This window comes from Pseudomonas sp. JDS28PS106, from assembly GCF_036706555.1.
Lineage (GTDB): Bacteria > Pseudomonadota > Gammaproteobacteria > Pseudomonadales > Pseudomonadaceae > Aquipseudomonas.
Window position 1 is genome coordinate 442,289 of record NZ_JBAJGT010000001.1, and the last position, 16,392, is coordinate 458,680.

The 16,392-nt window shown below is 62.1% G+C and carries 15 protein-coding genes; 4 read left to right on the plus strand and 11 right to left on the minus strand.

Annotated elements, in window-relative coordinates; genetic code table 11:
* The first annotated feature begins 50 nt into the window (after nt 1-50).
* Together TRP66_RS01890 and TRP66_RS01895 are read left to right on the plus strand one after the other, a co-directional pair.
* A complete protein-coding gene (locus tag TRP66_RS01890; protein WP_333399622.1) occupies nt 51-1,493 on the plus strand; it encodes a short-chain fatty acid transporter in 1,443 nt (480 codons plus the stop codon).
* 93 nt (nt 1,494-1,586) lie between these two features.
* Nucleotides 1,587-1,982, plus strand: a complete 396-nt coding sequence (locus TRP66_RS01895; protein ID WP_333399623.1) for a RidA family protein — start codon at nt 1,587-1,589, stop codon at nt 1,980-1,982.
* Nucleotides 1,983-1,991: 9 nt separating this feature from the next.
* Here TRP66_RS01895 and TRP66_RS01900 read toward each other — a convergent pair whose 3' ends face one another.
* The 11 genes from TRP66_RS01900 to TRP66_RS01950 all read right to left on the minus strand — a co-directional run bounded on the left by TRP66_RS01900 (nt 1,992) and on the right by TRP66_RS01950 (nt 12,808).
* Nucleotides 1,992-3,323 carry an MFS transporter gene (locus TRP66_RS01900; protein WP_333399624.1) on the minus strand — a complete coding sequence of 444 codons (1,332 nt, stop codon included), beginning with the start codon at nt 3,321-3,323 and terminating at the stop codon, nt 1,992-1,994.
* A gap of 86 nt (nt 3,324-3,409) precedes the next feature.
* Nucleotides 3,410-4,345 carry a hydroxymethylglutaryl-CoA lyase gene (locus tag TRP66_RS01905; protein WP_333399625.1) on the minus strand — a complete coding sequence of 312 codons (936 nt, stop codon included), beginning with the start codon at nt 4,343-4,345 and terminating at the stop codon, nt 3,410-3,412.
* Nucleotides 4,342-5,532 (minus strand): CaiB/BaiF CoA transferase family protein, encoded by a 1,191-nt coding sequence (locus TRP66_RS01910; protein ID WP_333399626.1) that lies wholly within the window; start codon nt 5,530-5,532, stop codon nt 4,342-4,344. Before TRP66_RS01910 ends, TRP66_RS01905 begins: the two co-directional genes overlap by 4 nt.
* Before the next feature lie 104 nt (nt 5,533-5,636).
* A complete protein-coding gene (locus TRP66_RS01915; protein WP_333399627.1) occupies nt 5,637-6,548 on the minus strand; it encodes a LysR family transcriptional regulator in 912 nt (303 codons plus the stop codon).
* 141 nt (nt 6,549-6,689) lie between these two features.
* Nucleotides 6,690-7,370, minus strand: coding sequence for an RraA family protein (locus tag TRP66_RS01920; RefSeq protein ID WP_333399628.1), 681 nt, complete (start codon nt 7,368-7,370; stop codon nt 6,690-6,692).
* A gap of 80 nt (nt 7,371-7,450) precedes the next feature.
* On the minus strand, nt 7,451-8,509 hold the full coding sequence (locus tag TRP66_RS01925; RefSeq protein WP_333399629.1) for an amidohydrolase family protein: 1,059 nt from the start codon (nt 8,507-8,509) through the stop codon (nt 7,451-7,453).
* Complete coding sequence (locus tag TRP66_RS01930) at nt 8,509-9,237, minus strand: amino acid ABC transporter ATP-binding protein (protein ID WP_333399630.1); 729 nt, start codon at nt 9,235-9,237, stop codon at nt 8,509-8,511. Before TRP66_RS01930 ends, TRP66_RS01925 begins: the two co-directional genes overlap by 1 nt.
* Entirely contained in the window at nt 9,234-9,980 is a 747-nt protein-coding gene (locus TRP66_RS01935) for an amino acid ABC transporter permease (protein WP_333399631.1), read from the minus strand. Before TRP66_RS01935 ends, TRP66_RS01930 begins: the two co-directional genes overlap by 4 nt.
* Before the next feature lie 2 nt (nt 9,981-9,982).
* Nucleotides 9,983-10,684 (minus strand): amino acid ABC transporter permease, encoded by a 702-nt coding sequence (locus TRP66_RS01940; protein WP_333399632.1) that lies wholly within the window; start codon nt 10,682-10,684, stop codon nt 9,983-9,985.
* 40 nt (nt 10,685-10,724) lie between these two features.
* Nucleotides 10,725-11,528, minus strand: coding sequence for a transporter substrate-binding domain-containing protein (locus TRP66_RS01945; protein WP_333399633.1), 804 nt, complete (start codon nt 11,526-11,528; stop codon nt 10,725-10,727).
* A 74-nt stretch (nt 11,529-11,602) separates the two neighbouring features.
* Nucleotides 11,603-12,808: an aminotransferase class I/II-fold pyridoxal phosphate-dependent enzyme gene (locus tag TRP66_RS01950; protein ID WP_333399634.1), complete on the minus strand. Its 1,206-nt coding sequence runs from the start codon at nt 12,806-12,808 to the stop codon at nt 11,603-11,605.
* A gap of 128 nt (nt 12,809-12,936) precedes the next feature.
* On the opposite strand from TRP66_RS01950, the gene TRP66_RS01955 reads away from it, so the two are divergent.
* Both TRP66_RS01955 and TRP66_RS01960 read left to right on the plus strand, forming a co-directional pair.
* Nucleotides 12,937-13,836, plus strand: a complete 900-nt coding sequence (locus TRP66_RS01955) for a LysR family transcriptional regulator (protein ID WP_333399635.1) — start codon at nt 12,937-12,939, stop codon at nt 13,834-13,836.
* A 156-nt stretch (nt 13,837-13,992) separates the two neighbouring features.
* Nucleotides 13,993-16,356: a membrane-bound PQQ-dependent dehydrogenase, glucose/quinate/shikimate family gene (locus TRP66_RS01960; RefSeq protein ID WP_333399636.1), complete on the plus strand. Its 2,364-nt coding sequence runs from the start codon at nt 13,993-13,995 to the stop codon at nt 16,354-16,356.
* Nucleotides 16,357-16,392 lie beyond the last annotated feature (36 nt).

The window sequence follows — 16,392 nt, forward strand, 5'->3', positions numbered from 1 at the left end:
GCGCACTTATTGAGTTTCTGCCTTCCGCCCGAATGTTCAGGAAGACAACCATGAAAGAGTCCGTGCTAGACCTGGGTCACAACAAAGAAAACCTGGGGTTCTTCGAAAAAATCGCCATCGGCGTTTCCAACTGGTCGGAGCGCTGGTTCCCCGACTCCTATATCTTCGCCGCGCTGGCCGTCGTACTGGTCGCCATCGGCGCCCTGGCAAGCGGCGCGCCCGTTCAGTCGGTTGCCGGCGCCTTTGGAGACGGCTACTGGAGCCTGATCCCGTTCACCATGCAGATGGCGCTGGTGGCGATCTCGGGGTATGTGGTCGCCGTGTCGCCACCCGCTTCCGCGCTCATCGAAAAGCTGGCCGGGCTGCCGAAAAGCGCGCGCGGCGCGGTCACCTTCGTGGCGCTGATCAGCATGGTGTTGTCATTGTTCAACTGGGCGATCAGCCTGGTGTTCAGCGGCCTGCTGGTACGAGCGCTCGGCCGGCGAACCGGCCTGAAGATGGACTATCGCGCCGCCGGCGCCGCCGCCTATCTGGGGATGGGCGCGACCTGGGCACTGGGTCTTAGCTCGGCGGCCGCGCAGTTGCAGGCCAACCCCGCCAGCCTGCCCAAGTCGATTCTGGATATCACCGGCGTCATTCCGTTTTCGCAGACCATCTTCCTCTGGCAGTCGATGGCGATGGCTGCGGTGCTGATCGTCGTGTCGCTGCTGGTCGCCTGGTTCTCGACGCCCGGTGAAAGCCGTGCGCGAACCGCGCAGGACATGGGGGTGGACCTGAGCACCGACGACAACACGATCTCCCCGCCACGTCGCCCTGGAGAATGGCTGGAATACAGCCCTGTGCTGACGTTGTTGCTGGTCGCACTGGGCGCCATTTGGCTGGTCAAGGAATTCTCCACCAAGGACCCGATCTTCGCGATTTCCTCGCTCAACACTTACAACTTCCTGTTCCTGATGTTGGGCATGCTGCTCAACTGGCGACCCAAGCGTTTTCTGAATGCCATCGCCAAATCCGTGCCTTCGGTGGCAGGCGTGCTCATCCAGTTCCCGCTCTATGGCGCCATCGCCTTCATGATGACCAAGGCGCAGGGCATCGACGGGGCCACCCTGTCCCACCACATCGCCTCGGTGTTCGTGGCCATCGCCGACAGCGAAAGCTTCGCCGTGGTGATGGGCGTGTACTCGGCGGTGTTGGGTTTCCTCATCCCGTCCGGCGGCGGCAAATGGATCATCGAAGCGCCTTATGTGATGCAGGCCGCCAACGAACTGCAGGTCAACCTGGGCTGGGCAGTACAGGTCTACAACGCTGCCGAAGCACTGCCCAACCTCATCAACCCGTTCTGGATGCTGCCGCTGCTCGGCGTGCTGGGGGTGAAGGCCAGGGATGTCGTCGGCTTCACCTTCACCCAACTGCTGGTGCATACCCCGCTGGTGCTGGTGATGCTTTGGGCGTTCTCACGGACTCTGGAGTATCTGCCGCCGGTGATGCCATGACCTTGGCCATCCCGGGTTGCCTGACCCAGGTCGTGTGTGGCTCCCTCTCGGATGTACACTGGCATAGCCATTTATCTTCCGAGTTCCAGAACCATGAATGACCGTCAGCTCATCATCCCGGATGAAATGCAGTTGATATCCGAACGTGCCGGTTACGTGCCTGCGGTCAAGGTGGGGAAAACGCTGTACTGCGCGGGTCAGGTCGGTCGTACGCCGCAACTGGCCGTGATCGAAGACCCGGAGCAGCAGTTCCTGGCGGCCTGGGAGAACCTGCGGCTGGTCCTTGCCGCCGGTGGCTGCGGCTTCGAAGACGTGGTCGATCTGACGACTTATCACGTCGACTTGCACCGCCACATGCCGGTGTTCAGGCGCGTGAAGGATCAGGTCTTTCCAAGAAGCCACTGTGCCTGGACCTGCCTGGGTGTCAGTGAACTGGCGCACCCAGGCTTGCTGGTCGAGATCAAGTGCGTCGCGGTGCAGCGTCATTGAAACCGGTGTTTACACGCCTGGCTTGTCTCGGCTGCGCAAGCGCTCCGGCAACGCCCAGAACAACAGTGAAGCCGCCACCAGACTCGTCACGCCGATGACGTAGAGCGCAGGGGTGGTGCTGCCGGTCATGTCGCGGATGTAGCCGACCATGACCGGGCTCACGATCCCGCCGAACTGGCCCAGGGTATTGATTAGCGCGATACCGCCCGCCGCTCCGGCACCCGCGCCGGCCAGCAGTTTGGGCGGCAGTGCCCAGAACGCCGGGATGGAAGCGACAATGCCGGCACCGAGTAGCGCTAGAGAAGCCATCAGCAGCACGACGTGGTGAGCGAACACCGCCGCGCTGAAGAACCCCAGGGCGCCGGCGACCACCAGCCCGCACACGAACTTGCGGCGTTCACCGGTCGCATCCGACAGCCGCCCTACCACCGCCATACTGATGGCGCCGCAGATATAGGGGATCGCGGTCATGAAGCCGATCTTCATCGGATCGTCGATGCCGGAGCTACGAATCAGCTGCGGCGCCCAGAAATTCAGGCCATAGGACGCCACCTGGATCAGGAAGTAGATCAGCCCCAACAGCAGAAAGCCCGGCAGTTTGATGGCTGAAAGCAGCGACCCGTGCTTGTTGGCTTCATGGCTGGCAATGCGGCTGGAGAGGTAGGTTTTCTCGTCGGCGCTGAGCCAGGGGGCGTCTTCGACCCGGTCGTGAAGCATCTTCAGAACCATTACACCAAGCAGCAGGCAAGGAATGCCTCCCACCAGGAACAACCAGTGCCAGCCGCGCAGGTCGAGCAGTCCGTCCATGTGGCCCAGCACCAGCCCGGACACCGGGGCGCCGATCAAACCGGCGAAAGCGGACGCCAGGAACAGCGTGGAGGTGATCCGGCCGCGGTAGCTCTGCGGGAACCAGAGCGTCAGGTAGTACAGAACGCCGGGGGCAAACCCTGCTTCCATGGCGCCGATCACGAATCGCAGCACGTAGAATTGCCATTCGGTGGTCACGAACATCATCAACGCCGTCGCAATGCCCCACGACATCATGATGCGGGCGATCCAGCGCCGCGCGCCGACCTTGTAGAGCATCATGTTGCTCGGCACTTCGAACAGCACGTAACCCACCACGAACAGGCCTGCCCCAAGGCCATAGGCCGTGTCGCTCAAGGAAAGGTCGGCTTGCAGCTGGAACTTGGCGAAGCTGATGTTGATGCGGTCGAAAAAGGCGAACAGGTAACACACCATGATCAGCGGCATCAGGCGCCAGGCAACCTTGCGCACGATGGCTTTTTCGGCGCTCACGTCGTCGACGGGAACGGCGGGGGAAGTTGCGGTCAGACTCATGTCAATCTCCAGATGAGCCCTTGATGGGACTCGATTATTGTTGTGCTCTGGATGTAACCCAGTGGTCGAAAGCGGCGGGTTTCGGTTCAGGCGTCGAACACCGGGACGGGATGCAGGTCGCGGTTGCGACCGGCCTTGGCGACCTGCCCTGGCATCTCGTGCCCAAGCAGGTCCGGAAGTGTTCGCGAGAGTTGCAGCAACAGCGGCAGGTCTATACCCGTCTCGATGCCCATCTCGTCACACAGGTTGACCAGGTCTTCGGTGCAGATATTGCCCGAGGCGCCTGGGGCGAACGGGCATCCCCCAAGACCGCCGAGCGAGGCATCGAAACGTCTGGCGCCGGCCTCGTAGGCGGCCAGCACGTTGCACAGTCCAAGGCCTCGGGTGTTGTGGAAGTGAAGCGTCAGGCCCGCCGCCGGAACCCGCTGCAGCACACGCCTGACGATTCGCTCGACCTGGCGGGGGTTGGCCATGCCGGTGGTGTCGGCCAGTGTGATGCCGGTCATTCCCAGCTCAAGATAGTGGTCGACGATTTCGCAGACGCGATCTTCGGCGATGCCGCCTTCGAACGGGCAGCCAAAAGTGGTCGCGACCGAACCGTTCATGCCCAGGCCCTTGTCTCGCACCGCGGCAGCAATGTCCGCGAAGCCACTCAGCGACTGCTCGCAGCTCATCCTCATGTTGGCGCGGTTGTGAGTCTGGCTGGCGGACATCACCAGATTGACTTCGTCGGCACCGACGCCGATTGCACGCTGCGCGCCTTTGAGATTCGGAATCAGAGCCACGTAGACGACCCCAGGCTGGCGGGTCAGTCCTTGAAACACCTCTTCGCCATCGCGCAGCGCCGGAATGGCCTTGGGGGATACGAAGGACCCGGCCTCGATACGCGAGAAGCCGGCCCGTGAGAGTTGGTCGATGAGCGCGATCTTGTCGGCGGTCGGGACCCATCGAGGCTCGATCTGCAGGCCGTCACGCGGCGAGACTTCCTGAACGATGAGACGGTCGGTGTAGTCAGTGATCATTGCACGACCCCTCCCTTCTTCAGTTGCCGGATGTCGTCGTCGCTGAGGCCCAGATCGGCCAGAACCGAGTCGGTGTGCTGACCGAGTTGCGGGCCTTGCCAGTTCACCTGGCCGGGGGTCTCCGACAGCTTGGGCACGATACCCGGCATCTTCACTTCGGCTCCGCCGGGCAACGTCGCGTCGAGGATCATGTCACGGGCCTGATAGTGAGGATCGGCGACGATGTCGGCCACCGAGTAGATGCGGCCAGCGGGCACCTCAGCCTTTTCCAGCACGCTCAGCACCTGCTCGATCGAATGGCTGCCGGTCCAGGCGCTGATCGCGTCGTCGAGCATCTGGCTCTGCGGGGCGCGTCCGTCGTTCTGGCGCAAGTCCTCGCGCTCGGCCAGATCGGGCCGGCCGATCGCGTGCATCAGGCGGACGAAGATCGGATCGCTGTTACCGGCGATCACCACGTAGGCGCCGTCCTGAGTGGGGTAAGTGTTCGACGGGGCAATGCCGGGCAGCGCGCCGCCGGTACGCTCCCGCACATGACCCATCATGGCGTACTCGGGCACCAGGCTTTCCATCACGTTGAACACGCTTTCGACCAGCGACACATCGACCACCTGCCCCTCGCCCTGGCCGGTTTTTACACGCAGCACAGACATCAGGGCACCGATTACCGCATGCATCGAGGCGAGGGAGTCGCCGAGGCTCACACCCACCCGGGCCGGTGGACTGCCGGGCGTGCCGGTGGTGTAACGGATTCCGCCCATCGCTTCGCCGATGGCGCCGAAGCCGGGGCGGTCACGATAGGGGCCGGTCTGGCCATAACCAGAAATGCGCACCAGGGTCAGGCCGGGGTTCAGAGCATGCAGCACTTCCCAGCCCAGACCGAGTTTTTCCAGCGCGCCGGGCCGCAGGTTTTCGATGAGTACGTCGGCACTTGCGACCAGCTGCTTGATGATGTCCACGCCTTCGGCAGACTTGAGATTGAGCGCGAGGGATTTCTTGTTGCGCGACTGCAAGTACCACCAGAGGGAGGTGCCCTCGTGCATCTTGCGCCATTTGCGCAGCGGGTCGCCCTTGCCCAGGGACTCGATCTTGATGACTTCGGCGCCGAATTCGCCCAGCAGGCGTGCGGCGAACGGCGCGGCGATCAGGGTCCCGATCTCGATGACCCGCAGTCCGGTGAGAGCTGTCATGGAGGTATGGCCTCTTTTTTCTTGGATTTTGAGCCAATCCTAGAGCCGCATCCACATCAGGGCTAATCGTGAATTTTCAACAGGCCTTCGTGAATCGAGAAGGCTCAATCTGGACCTTGCCGCAAATGCTCATAGAGCAGCCGGCTCACCGGAGACAGCGTTTCGGTGTCGCGCACGACCAGGGACAGCGTGCGTTGCGCCCAGCTGTCTTCAATTGCGGCGGCGCACAGGCCCAGCGGTTTGCCAATCAGCTCGAAGGCTTTCAGCGGCAGGACCCCAATCCCGAGATCGGCCTGCACCATGCGGCATACACCGTCGAAGCCGGGCACCTGGATACGTTGCTTGAGCGGCTTGGCGCTGCTCCTGGCGGCAGCTTGAGTGCGCAGGTTAATGAAGCTGTCCGAGTGCAGGCCCACATGGTCGAACGTGAGCGTGTCGGAGAACAGCAGCCGCTGCCGGCTGGCGAGAGGATGATCCTGGCGCATGACCACCACCAGTTCGTCCTGGCGGTAAGGCACGGCGAAGAGCTCACCAATGTCCGTTTCCCCCGAACAGATACCCAGATCCGCGGCCCCTTCGGACAGGCCTCTCACTACCCCGGTGCTGGGGCGCTCTTCAAGGTTGATCTTGACCTGCGCATGGTGGGCGATGAACTGTTGCAGGTCTTCCGGCAGGAATTCGATGATGGCCGAAATGTTGGCCATCATGCGCACATGGCCGCGAATGCCTTCCAGATGCTCGCCGACATCGATGCTGATTTTCTCGACGTCCATCAGGATCTTTTTCGCGTAGAACAGCAGGGTTTCGCCCGCCGCGGTCAGCTTCATGCCTTTGGCCTGGCGTTCGAAGACATCGATGCCGAGCATCTGCTCCATGTCCTGAAGGCGTTTGCTGGCGGCCGACAATGCGATCATTTCCCGGTCGGCTGCGCGGGTCAGTGTCCCTTCTTCGTGCACGGCCACGAACAATTGCAGGGAAATCAGATCGAGCCTTTTTATCAGGTGGCGATACAGCATGATCGTGTTGCTCAACTTCAAGGAGACAAGAGCAACAGATAACCATGTTTGGGGCGGGTTTTCTCTATCCGCCGAAAGACGGGAGGTTGCCCTCCCGCTCGATCCTGCAGCACGCCCACCGACGACAGGCTCTGGCCCTGCTCAGTTCGACGGCAACTCGCAGCGTCTGGCAGTCAGCGCGGCCAGAACCCAGCCACGGTCGCTACGCCCCTCGGCAATTGCCTGCAACTGGGCATGCTCGGCGTCCGACTTGGCTTTGGCCTTGGCGTAGACCTCATCCAGATCGGCATGAGGTACGCAGACCACGCCGTCGTCGTCACCCAGGATCAGGTCGCCCGGCTCGATGACCATGCCTTCGATAGCGATGCCGACATTGATTTCGCCCGGCCCGTCTTTGTAGGGGCCGCGATGGGTGACGCCACAGGCAAATACCGGCAGATCGTTGTCGGCAATCGCCCGTGAATCCCGGACCGCCCCATAGATGACGAAACCCGCGAGCCCTTTGTGCTGCGCATAGGTGGTCATCAGTTCGCCGATCATCGCGTTGGTCAGATCGCCGCCGGCGTCGACCACGATCACATCGCCCGGCTGGGCGATGTCCAGCGCGTGGTGGATCATCAGGTTGTCGCCTGGACGGCACTTGACTGTCAGCGCGGGGCCGGCCAGAACGCCGTCACGATGCAAGGGCCGCAAGCGCGCCCCGCCGGCAAACATGCGCTCCATCGAATCGCTGACGTTCGCGACCGGCAAGGCACGAAAGTTTTCCACCTGGGCAGCAGTCACCTGCCGGGTACGTTGCAACACTCTGAAACCTGCAGACATGGTGAGTCCTCGTCCGAATCATTTAACGATAGAAAATGCACTGTGAAGTCCTGCCAGAGTCCGGCAGGAGGTACGCCCGGTCAGCCGGACAGGGTGATGCCGTAGGTCTGGGCTGCGGTTCCGTTGAACAGCCAGTCGCGCTCGTCAGGACTGAAATCGGCCGTGACGCGCTTGAACGCGTTCCACATCACGCAATAGCCGTACATGCCCTTGTCAACCGGGAAATTGCTCTCGAACATGCATCGCTCCACGCCGAACTGCTCGATGCAGTGCATCAGATAAGGCCGCCACAGCTGCGCAAGTCGGGCCGAATCCGGCGGCAGCGGCTGCGTATGCAGTGCGAAGCCGCTGACCGACATGCCCAGCCCGCCCAGCTTGATCCTGACATTGGGGCATTGAGCCAGAAGCGCGATGCCGCGTTTCCAGTGCTCAAGTACCTCGCCGCGCCTGCCCTCGTATGGCCCTGTTCCCAGCGGGCCTGCGACGTGATCGATGACGATAAGCTGATCGGGAAAACTTCGGGCCAGATCGAGCATGTCGTCGAGCTGGGTGTGATACCCCCAGATATCCAGGGCGAGTTCGAACTCACGCAAGCGCCCTACCGCTGTCCGAAAGCCCTTCTCCCGCAGAACCCCGGCCGGCGGCGGATTGGGATTGGTCACTACCCGGGGATCGGCGTGCCAGGCGGTGGTGTTGCGTACTCCCCTCAGGCGTGCCCCGGCCCGCTCGCGCATCTGCTCGAGCACTGGCGTGATGAAATCTCCCTGCCGCAAGTCCGCGCCGCATACGATGGCCGCGCACAGCCGCGCCTTGCCGTACAGACCGCTGGCGCTCATGGCGGCGACGCCGTTGGCGAACTCGACCTCGCCGACACTGGCCCAGGCGCCGTCGCGGTCAGCATCGAACATCGACCGGCACTGCACATAAACCGATGCGAGCACCGCGTGGCCGGCGTGGTCGATGTCCTGGCGATACTCGTCGAACAGGTAGCGATTGCCGGGTCGGTCCCACAGATGATGGTGCGCATCGATGATCGGCAGGTCCGGATCGATCGGCGCCTCGACCACTTGGGCCAGCCAGTCCGGGCGAACGGGCAGATGCGGCGAGGCGCTGGATATTCCGCTGGAGGGCCGGCTCATCAATGCGCCCTGATATCGGAGATGAATTTCGCCGCGCGCGGGTGTTCCGGCGCTGTGAAGAACGTCTCCGGCACGGCGCGCTCCAGCACCTGACCGGCGTCCATGAACCAGATGCGATCGGCCACGTCACGGGCGAAGCCCATTTCGTGGGTCACGCAAATCATCGTCATGCCTTCGGCGGCAAGTTCTTTCATCACCTGGAGCACCTCGCCGACCATTTCCGGGTCCAGCGCGCTGGTGGGCTCGTCGAACAGCATCACCGGCGGTTCCATGGCCAGCGCGCGAGCGATTGCGACACGCTGCTGCTGGCCGCCGGAAAGCTGCGCCGGCATGGCGTCGGCCTTGTGCGCCAGCCCGACTTTGGCGAGCAGTGCGCGGGCCTTTTCGGCCGATTGCTGTTTGTCGGCGTTCAACACCGTGATGGGGCCGACCATGACGTTTTCCAGCACGCTCATGTGCGGGAACAGGTTGAACTGCTGGAACACGAAACCGATGCGGCTGCGCAGCGCATTGAGTTCCTTGCGCGCAGCGTGCACATCCTCGCCGGACACCAGAATGCTGCCATCCTGGATTTCTTCGAGGCGGTTGACCGTGCGGATCAGCGTCGACTTGCCCGAGCCAGAGGGTCCGCACACGACTACTACTTCGCCCTGGGCCACCGTCTCGTTGATGTCGTGCAGCGCCCGGTACTGGCCGTACCACTTGTTGACGTTCTTGAATTCGATCATTTGGTCTGCCCTGCCAGAATCTGGTTGCCGGACACGCTCGCCGCATCTCGCGACGAAGCTCCGGAGCGTTTGCGCTCGATCGCCGCTTCCAGCCATTTGGCGAGACGGCTCAGCGAGAAGCACAGCACGAAGTAGAAGGCGGCCAGCAGCAGATAGACCTGAAAAGGCTTGGTCAGCAGCTGGTTGTTGACTTGATAGGCCGCGAAGGTGACCTCCTGGGTGCCGATCAGATAGGCCAGCGAGGTGTTCTTGGTGATCATGATGAACTGGTTGAGAATGCTCGGAAGCATGTTGACCAGCGCCTGCGGCAGGACCACTTTGCGCATGCACTGCCCGTAGGACATGCCGATGGCGCGCGCAGCTTCCACCTGACCGCGGGGTACGGCGTTGATGCCGGCGCGCACGACTTCGCCCAGATAGGCACCTTCATAGATGACCAGCGCGACCACCATGGTGACGGTGCCCGAGATGTTGTATCCGGTGATCAGCGGGATCACGAAATACGCCCAGAAGATCAGCAGCACCAGAGGAACCGCGCGTACCACATAGGTATAACCGACCGCAAAGCAGCGCACGGGCACCAGCGTGGATGTGCGGGCCAGGCCGATCAGGACCGCCAGCGGAAAGGACACGACCAGACTGAGCAGCGCCAGAATGACCGTCAGCGCCAGGCCGCCCAGCGGCCCGTTGGGGTATTGACCCACCAGCATCATGATGCCGTAGTCGTTGATGATCTCCAGCATGATTACCTCGCCATCCGTAGTTCGATGCGCCGCTGCCAGAGAGCCCCCAGCGACATGATGGTCCAGGATCCGATCAGGTAGAAAAGGCTGGCCACCGCGAAGGTCTGGAAGGTCATATAGGTTTCACCCTCGATCTGGCGGGTGATGTACATCATCTCGGCCGTGCCGATGGCCATCGCCAGCGCGGTGGATTTGAATAGGCCCAGCGCCTGGTTGACCAGTGAAGGCGCGGAGGCGCGAATGGCCTGGGGTATCAGCACCTTGCGCAAGGTTTGCAGATAGCTGAACCCCAGCGCCTTGGCCGCCTCGGTCTGGCCATCGGGCAGCGAACGGAAGCCGCTGCGCAGGTCTTCGGCGACATAGGCAGCCGAGTTCAGGGTCAGGGCGATGATTGCGAAGATGACCTCGCCACCGCTTGCGTTGATCGACTCCTGAACCGCAGCGGGCAGCAGTTGCGGCACGCCGAAATACCAGACGAACAACTGCACCAGCGTCGGCACGTTGCGGTGATATTCCACGAAGGCGATCACCAGCAGGTCGCACAGCCGCGCCGGTATCAAGCGAATGCCCATCAACACGCACGCCAACAGGAAAGCCAGCACCCCGGATATCACCCAGAGCTGAAGCGACAGACCGGCGCCATTGAGAAACAGCTGCAGGTAGTCGCCTTGAAACAGCGACGAGAAACCATTGAACAGAGACACGGGCACCTCGATCAGGCCGCTCGACGCGGCCTGCCATCAGTCACTGAAAGTCGGAGATCTGGGTCAGCTTCTTCTCGCGAGCCAGGCGGTATTCCGTGCCCTCGCCGTACCAGTGATCCCACATCGCCTGCAGCTCGCCGCTGGCTTCCATGTCGACCAGCGCTTTGTCGATGGCGGCGGTCAGCACGTCCTCGCCTTTCTTGATACCGATGCAATTGGGCTCGAAATGCAGGGCCTGACTCAGGAACTGCATGTCTTCGCTGCGGACATGAAAGCGGATCGCCGCGGGTTCGGTCATCGCCATGCCCTGGACCTTGCCCTGTTGCAGGGCCAGGAACGCGGACGGCGCGTCTTCGAAGCCGACGACCTTGGACTCGGTCAACTGCTGGCGCGCATACAGCTCCGGGGTCGAGCTCTTGATGGCGCTGATGCGCTTGTCCTTGAGATCGGCAAAGCTGTTGATGCCGCTGCTGCGCTTGACGAGGATCTTGATCGGCACCTGGTAATAGGCCGCGGAAAAATTGATCTGTTGCGCCCGGTCCTTCGAATAACCCAGCGCCGCGGCCACGACGTCAGCGCGTCCGGAAATCAGGGTCGGGATACGCGCGCTGACGGCGATGCCCTGAAGTTCAGGCTTGACTCCCAGATGCGTGGCGAGTGCTTTGCACAGGTCCACATCGAGGCCGATGATTTCCCGGGTCTTGGGGTCCTGGAAGCCCAGGGGCACACTGTCGGTAAGCGTTGCGCAACGCAAAGTGCCGCGCTCTTTGATGTCTTGCAGACCATCGGCCAGTACGGCCGTGGACGCGAGTAAACCTGCCAAAGCGAGGATCGCCCTTTTCATAGTCACTTCTCTTTTGTGGTGAGGGCAGAAGCAAGCAAATCGAGCCTGAAGAAGTGTTTCGGGATTCGGGATGCTCAGACCAGGGCCTGGCACGCCTCTTTTATGCGTCCGCAACCTTCGATGATCGTCTGTGTCGAGGTGGCGAAAGACAGTCGCAGGTAAGGAGACAAACCATACGCAGCCCCGTCCAGTACGGCAACGTTGGCCGCTTCGAGCAGGTAATTCCTGACGTCCAGATCGGTCTCCAGAATCCCGCCCTCGGGGGTGCGCTTGCCCAGCAGACCGCCACAGTTGGGATAGGCGTAGAACGCACCTTCGATCGGCAGGCAGGACAGCCCTGGTACCTCGTTGAGCAGCTTCATGATCAGGTCGCGGCGCTCGCCGAACACCGCGGCCGCCTCGGCCACGAAATGACTGCCGGCGTCCAGCGCTTCGATGGCCGCAGCCTGACTGAGCGATGCCGCGCCGCCGATGCTTTGCGACATCAGCTTGTCCATCGCCTTGGCCAGTGTGGCCGGGGCGCCGGCATAACCGATGCGCCAGCCGGTCATGGCATAGGCCTTGGATACGCCATTGATGACCAGGGTGCGTTCCTTGAGCGCGGGTGCAATCAGCGCCGGTGCAGCGAACGGCTGCCGCAGGTAGTTGAAGTGCTCGTAGATCTCGTCCGTCATCAGCCATACATGCGGATGGCGAAGCAGCACTTCAGTGATCGCGGTCAGCTCGGCTTCGCTGTAGATCGCACCGCTCGGATTGTTGGGGGTGTTGAGCACCAGCCACTTGGTGCGTGGCGTGATCGCGGCTTCCAGTTGCGCGGGGGTGATCTTGAATCCTTGGGAATCCGGGCACTGCACCACGACCGGAACGCCACCGTTCAGCTTGACGATGTCGGGATAGGAGACCCAGTAAGGCGCCGGGATGATCACCTCGTCGCCCTCATCCACGGTGCAAGTGAACGCGGTATAGATCAGCTGTTTGGCGCCCGATCCCACCACGACCTCGTTCAAGGCGTAGTCCACGCCGTTCTGTTCGCGAAACTTGCGCTGGACCGCGAGCTTCAGGCCTTTGGTGCCGGTGGTCGGCGTATAGCGCGTCTCGCCTGCCTTGCCGGCGGCACAGGCCGCGTCGATGACGTGGGTCGGGGTGACGAAATCCGGCTCACCCACGGTGAAATCCAGAATCTTCTTCCCGCTGGCTTCGAGTTCCATGACGCGTGCCTTGGCCGCTACGCTGGCCGAGGGACTGAAACGCGCCAGGCGGGATGAAAGTGGGTAGCTCATGGGGTGGTGACCTGTCAGTGACTGCTTGATGACTGGAGGTTAGGGTATGCAACGATCAAGAAATAACGATATTTTATCCCTGCATTCCATCGCATTTAGGCATACATCGAGGCCAGGGAGATTCGCCAGTGATCACTATCAAGCAGGTCGAAGCCGTGTTCTGGGTTTCACGTCTGGGAAGCTTCGAAGCGGCAGCGGCGCATCTGAATACCACGCAGTCAGCAGTATCCAAGCGGATTCAGGATCTGGAGACTCGCTACGGCCAGCCACTTTTCGACCGGTCCAGACGCACGGCAAAGCTCACCGCTCTGGGCGAAGAAATCGCGATGCTGGCGACTTCCCTGCTCAACCAGCGCGACGTGATCCTGCAACGCCTGGAAAGCCCGGAAAACCTGTATCGGAAATTGCGTCTCGGGGTTACCGAACTCACGGCGCTGACCTGGCTTCCCGATCTGGTACGCGGCATTCGCAGCGCGTATCCGCTGGTGGAAATCATCCCGGAAGTGGATGTCAGTCCCGTCCTGTTCGAGCGACTGGCCAGCAACTCTCTGGATCTGATCATCGTGCCGGACATCTTTCAGGACAATCGCTTCCCGGCACAGATGCTGGCGCCGGTGGAGAACGCCTGGATGTGCGCCCCGAGCCTGGTGGGCAATCAGGCCCGGCTGACCCTCGAAGATCTGGCGACCCGCACGCTGGTGGTCCAGGGTGGACAATCGGGCATGGGCCGAGCCTATGGGCAATGGTTCAAGAGTCAGGGAGTCGACATTACCCGCTCCATCACTTGCAACAATTTGCTGGCCCAGATCGGTCTGGCCGCGAGCGGCCTGGCAACCGCCTACCTGCCCAGGGCATGTCTTGCGCAAATGCTGAGCAGCAACCTGCTGCACGTTCTGGACGTCACTCCGGCCCTGCCGGCGCTCAATTACAAGGCCATTCACCGCAGCCTTGAAGATGACCCGTTCATGAACAGTGTCCTGGCGGTCACTCGGCAGGCCTGTGATTTCTCCAGGTTCATCATGCAGTAACGCGAGCTGCGCGGACTGAAAAGCTAAATATCGTGCCAACCCCAAAATATTGAAACATTTCTACATGATTTTGCCCGCAAGCCCCGCGATAATCCTGCGCGATTCATTCAGCGCCCGCCCGGGCGTTCTTATATCGATCGAATAACAGGAATAAAAATGATTCTGAGAGCGACGAGTATCGTGATGGCGATACTGGCTATTGCGTTGTTGTACATGGGAGCGCAGCTGGTGGCTGCCGGGGGGTCGCCCGCGTATTCGATCATTGCGCTGGGCGTGCTGGCGACTGCGGTGCTGCTGTTCCGGAAGGACAGGTCCGCGCTGACGCTGTATGCGCTGCTGATGTGGGGCATCTTGCTATGGATCGTCTCCGAAGTCGGTTTCGACAAGTGGCAATGGATTCCTCGCGGCGATGTGTTCGCCTTGCTGGGCCTCTGGCTGGCGTTGCCCTGGGTGGTCCGCCCGCTCTATCAGGCAGACCCGGCAGTCACTGGCCGCCGTTTTCACCCGTTGCTGGGCGGTACGGTCGCGGTGATGATGCTGATCGTGCTGGCGGTGATGTTCTACGATCCGGTCCCGGTTCACCGCAAGATCGACAACCCGGCCGCCGCCCGCGGCACCGAGGCGGCCGGCAACGACTGGGTCGCTTACGGCGGCACCAGCAACGGTCAGCGCTTCTCAAGCCTGGACCAGATCAACCCCGGCACCATCAACAAGCTGTCGGTCGCCTGGGAGTATCACACGGGTGATCTGCGCGATCCTGCCAAGGATGCCGGCGAGTACACCTTCGAAGCCACACCCTTGAAGGTCAACAATCGGGTCTACGTCTGCACGGCGCATAACGAAGTGCACGCGTTGAATCCCGAAACCGGCAAGCTGGACTGGAAATACGCGCCGGAGAAGGATCGCTCGTACCTGCAACAGCATCAGACCTGCCGGGGCGTGAGTTACTACTCGGCGACAGCTTCGAACGCCAATTCCGGCCAGTGTGCCAAGCGCATCATCACCGCCACCGCCGACGCGCGTCTGGTGGCACTGGATGCGGACACCGGCAAGCTGTGCGGCGACTTCGGTCAGGGCGGCATCATCGACCTCAAGGCCAACATGGGCGAGGTGCGTCCGCATGCTCTGATGCAGACCGCCGCCCCGCTGGTAGCGGGCGATCTGGTCATCGTCGGTGGCTCGGTGATGGACAATGGCTTCAAGGCCGGCAACCCGTCGGGCGTGATCCGTGCCTATAACGCCGTGACCGGCGCGCTGGTGTGGAACTTCGACCCGGCCAACCCGGATAGCACCCAGCCAATCGCGGCCGGCCAGAACTACCCTCAGGACACGCCGATTGCCTGGGCGACCCTGAGCGCCGACGTGAACAACGGGCTGGTCTACGTCCCGTTTGGCAACGCGTCGCCGGATGAACTGGGCACTGACCGCGATCCAGACAGCAACGTCGAGAAATTCCGCGACACCCTGGTTGCGCTGGACCTGAAAACCGGCGCCTTCAAGTGGAAATTCCAGACCTCCAGCAACGACCTGTGGGACCGCGACAACCCTTCGCAGCCGACGCTCATGGATGTAGGGCCGCAAGACAACAAGCAGCCGGCCGTCGTGCTGCCGACCAAAGTCGGCAATATCTTCGTGCTCAACCGCCTGACCGGTGAGCCGATCGTGCCGGTGGATCAGGTCAAGGTCAGGACCGATGGCGGCGTGCCGGGCGAGCGTTTCGCCGCGACCCAGCCGGTGTCGCACATCAACTTCATTCCCGAAGCGCTGACCGAAAAGTCCATGTGGGGTCTGACGCCATTCGACCAGATGTCCTGCCGTATCAGTTACAACAAGCTGCGCTATGACGGCAACCCGTGGACGCCAAGTACCGAAACCGGTTCGCTGATATTCCCCGGCAACATCGGTGCGTTCAACTGGGGTTCGGTGGCGGTCGATCCGGATCGCCAGATCCTCATCGCGGCGCCTGTGCGCCTGGCCTACACCTACAACCTGATCAAGCGCACCCCGGAAACGGCGGACAAGCGTCTGTTCTCCGAAGAAGGCACGCCTTACTGGAACGAGAACTTCCAGGGTGACTACGCCATTCGCATCAAGCAGTTCGCTTCCGCGCTGGGTGTGCCGTGCATCGCGCCACCCTGGGGCCGGATGGTCGGCGTTGACCTCAATACCGGCAAGACCCAGTGGCTGCGCCGGGTCGGCACCAGCAAGAATCTGAAGACCAGCTTCCTGCCGGGCCGCTTCCCGATCGGCTTCCCGATGGGCATGGTTGCCCATGGTGGTCCGCTGGTGACGGCAGGCGGCGTGGTGTTCCACGGCGCGACCGCCGACAACTTCCTGCGCGCCTACGACATCAACACCGGCGAAATACTCTGGCAAACCGAGCTGCCTGCCGGTGGTCAAGCGACGCCATCGACCTACATGGGCAGTGATGGCAAGCAGTATGTGGTCATTTCAGCGGGCGGCCACGGCTCGCTCGGCACCACGCTGGGCGACAGCGTGATCGCGTTCCGTCTGAACTGATCGTGACAAGGCGCTCCCGCGACGCGGGAGCGCCCC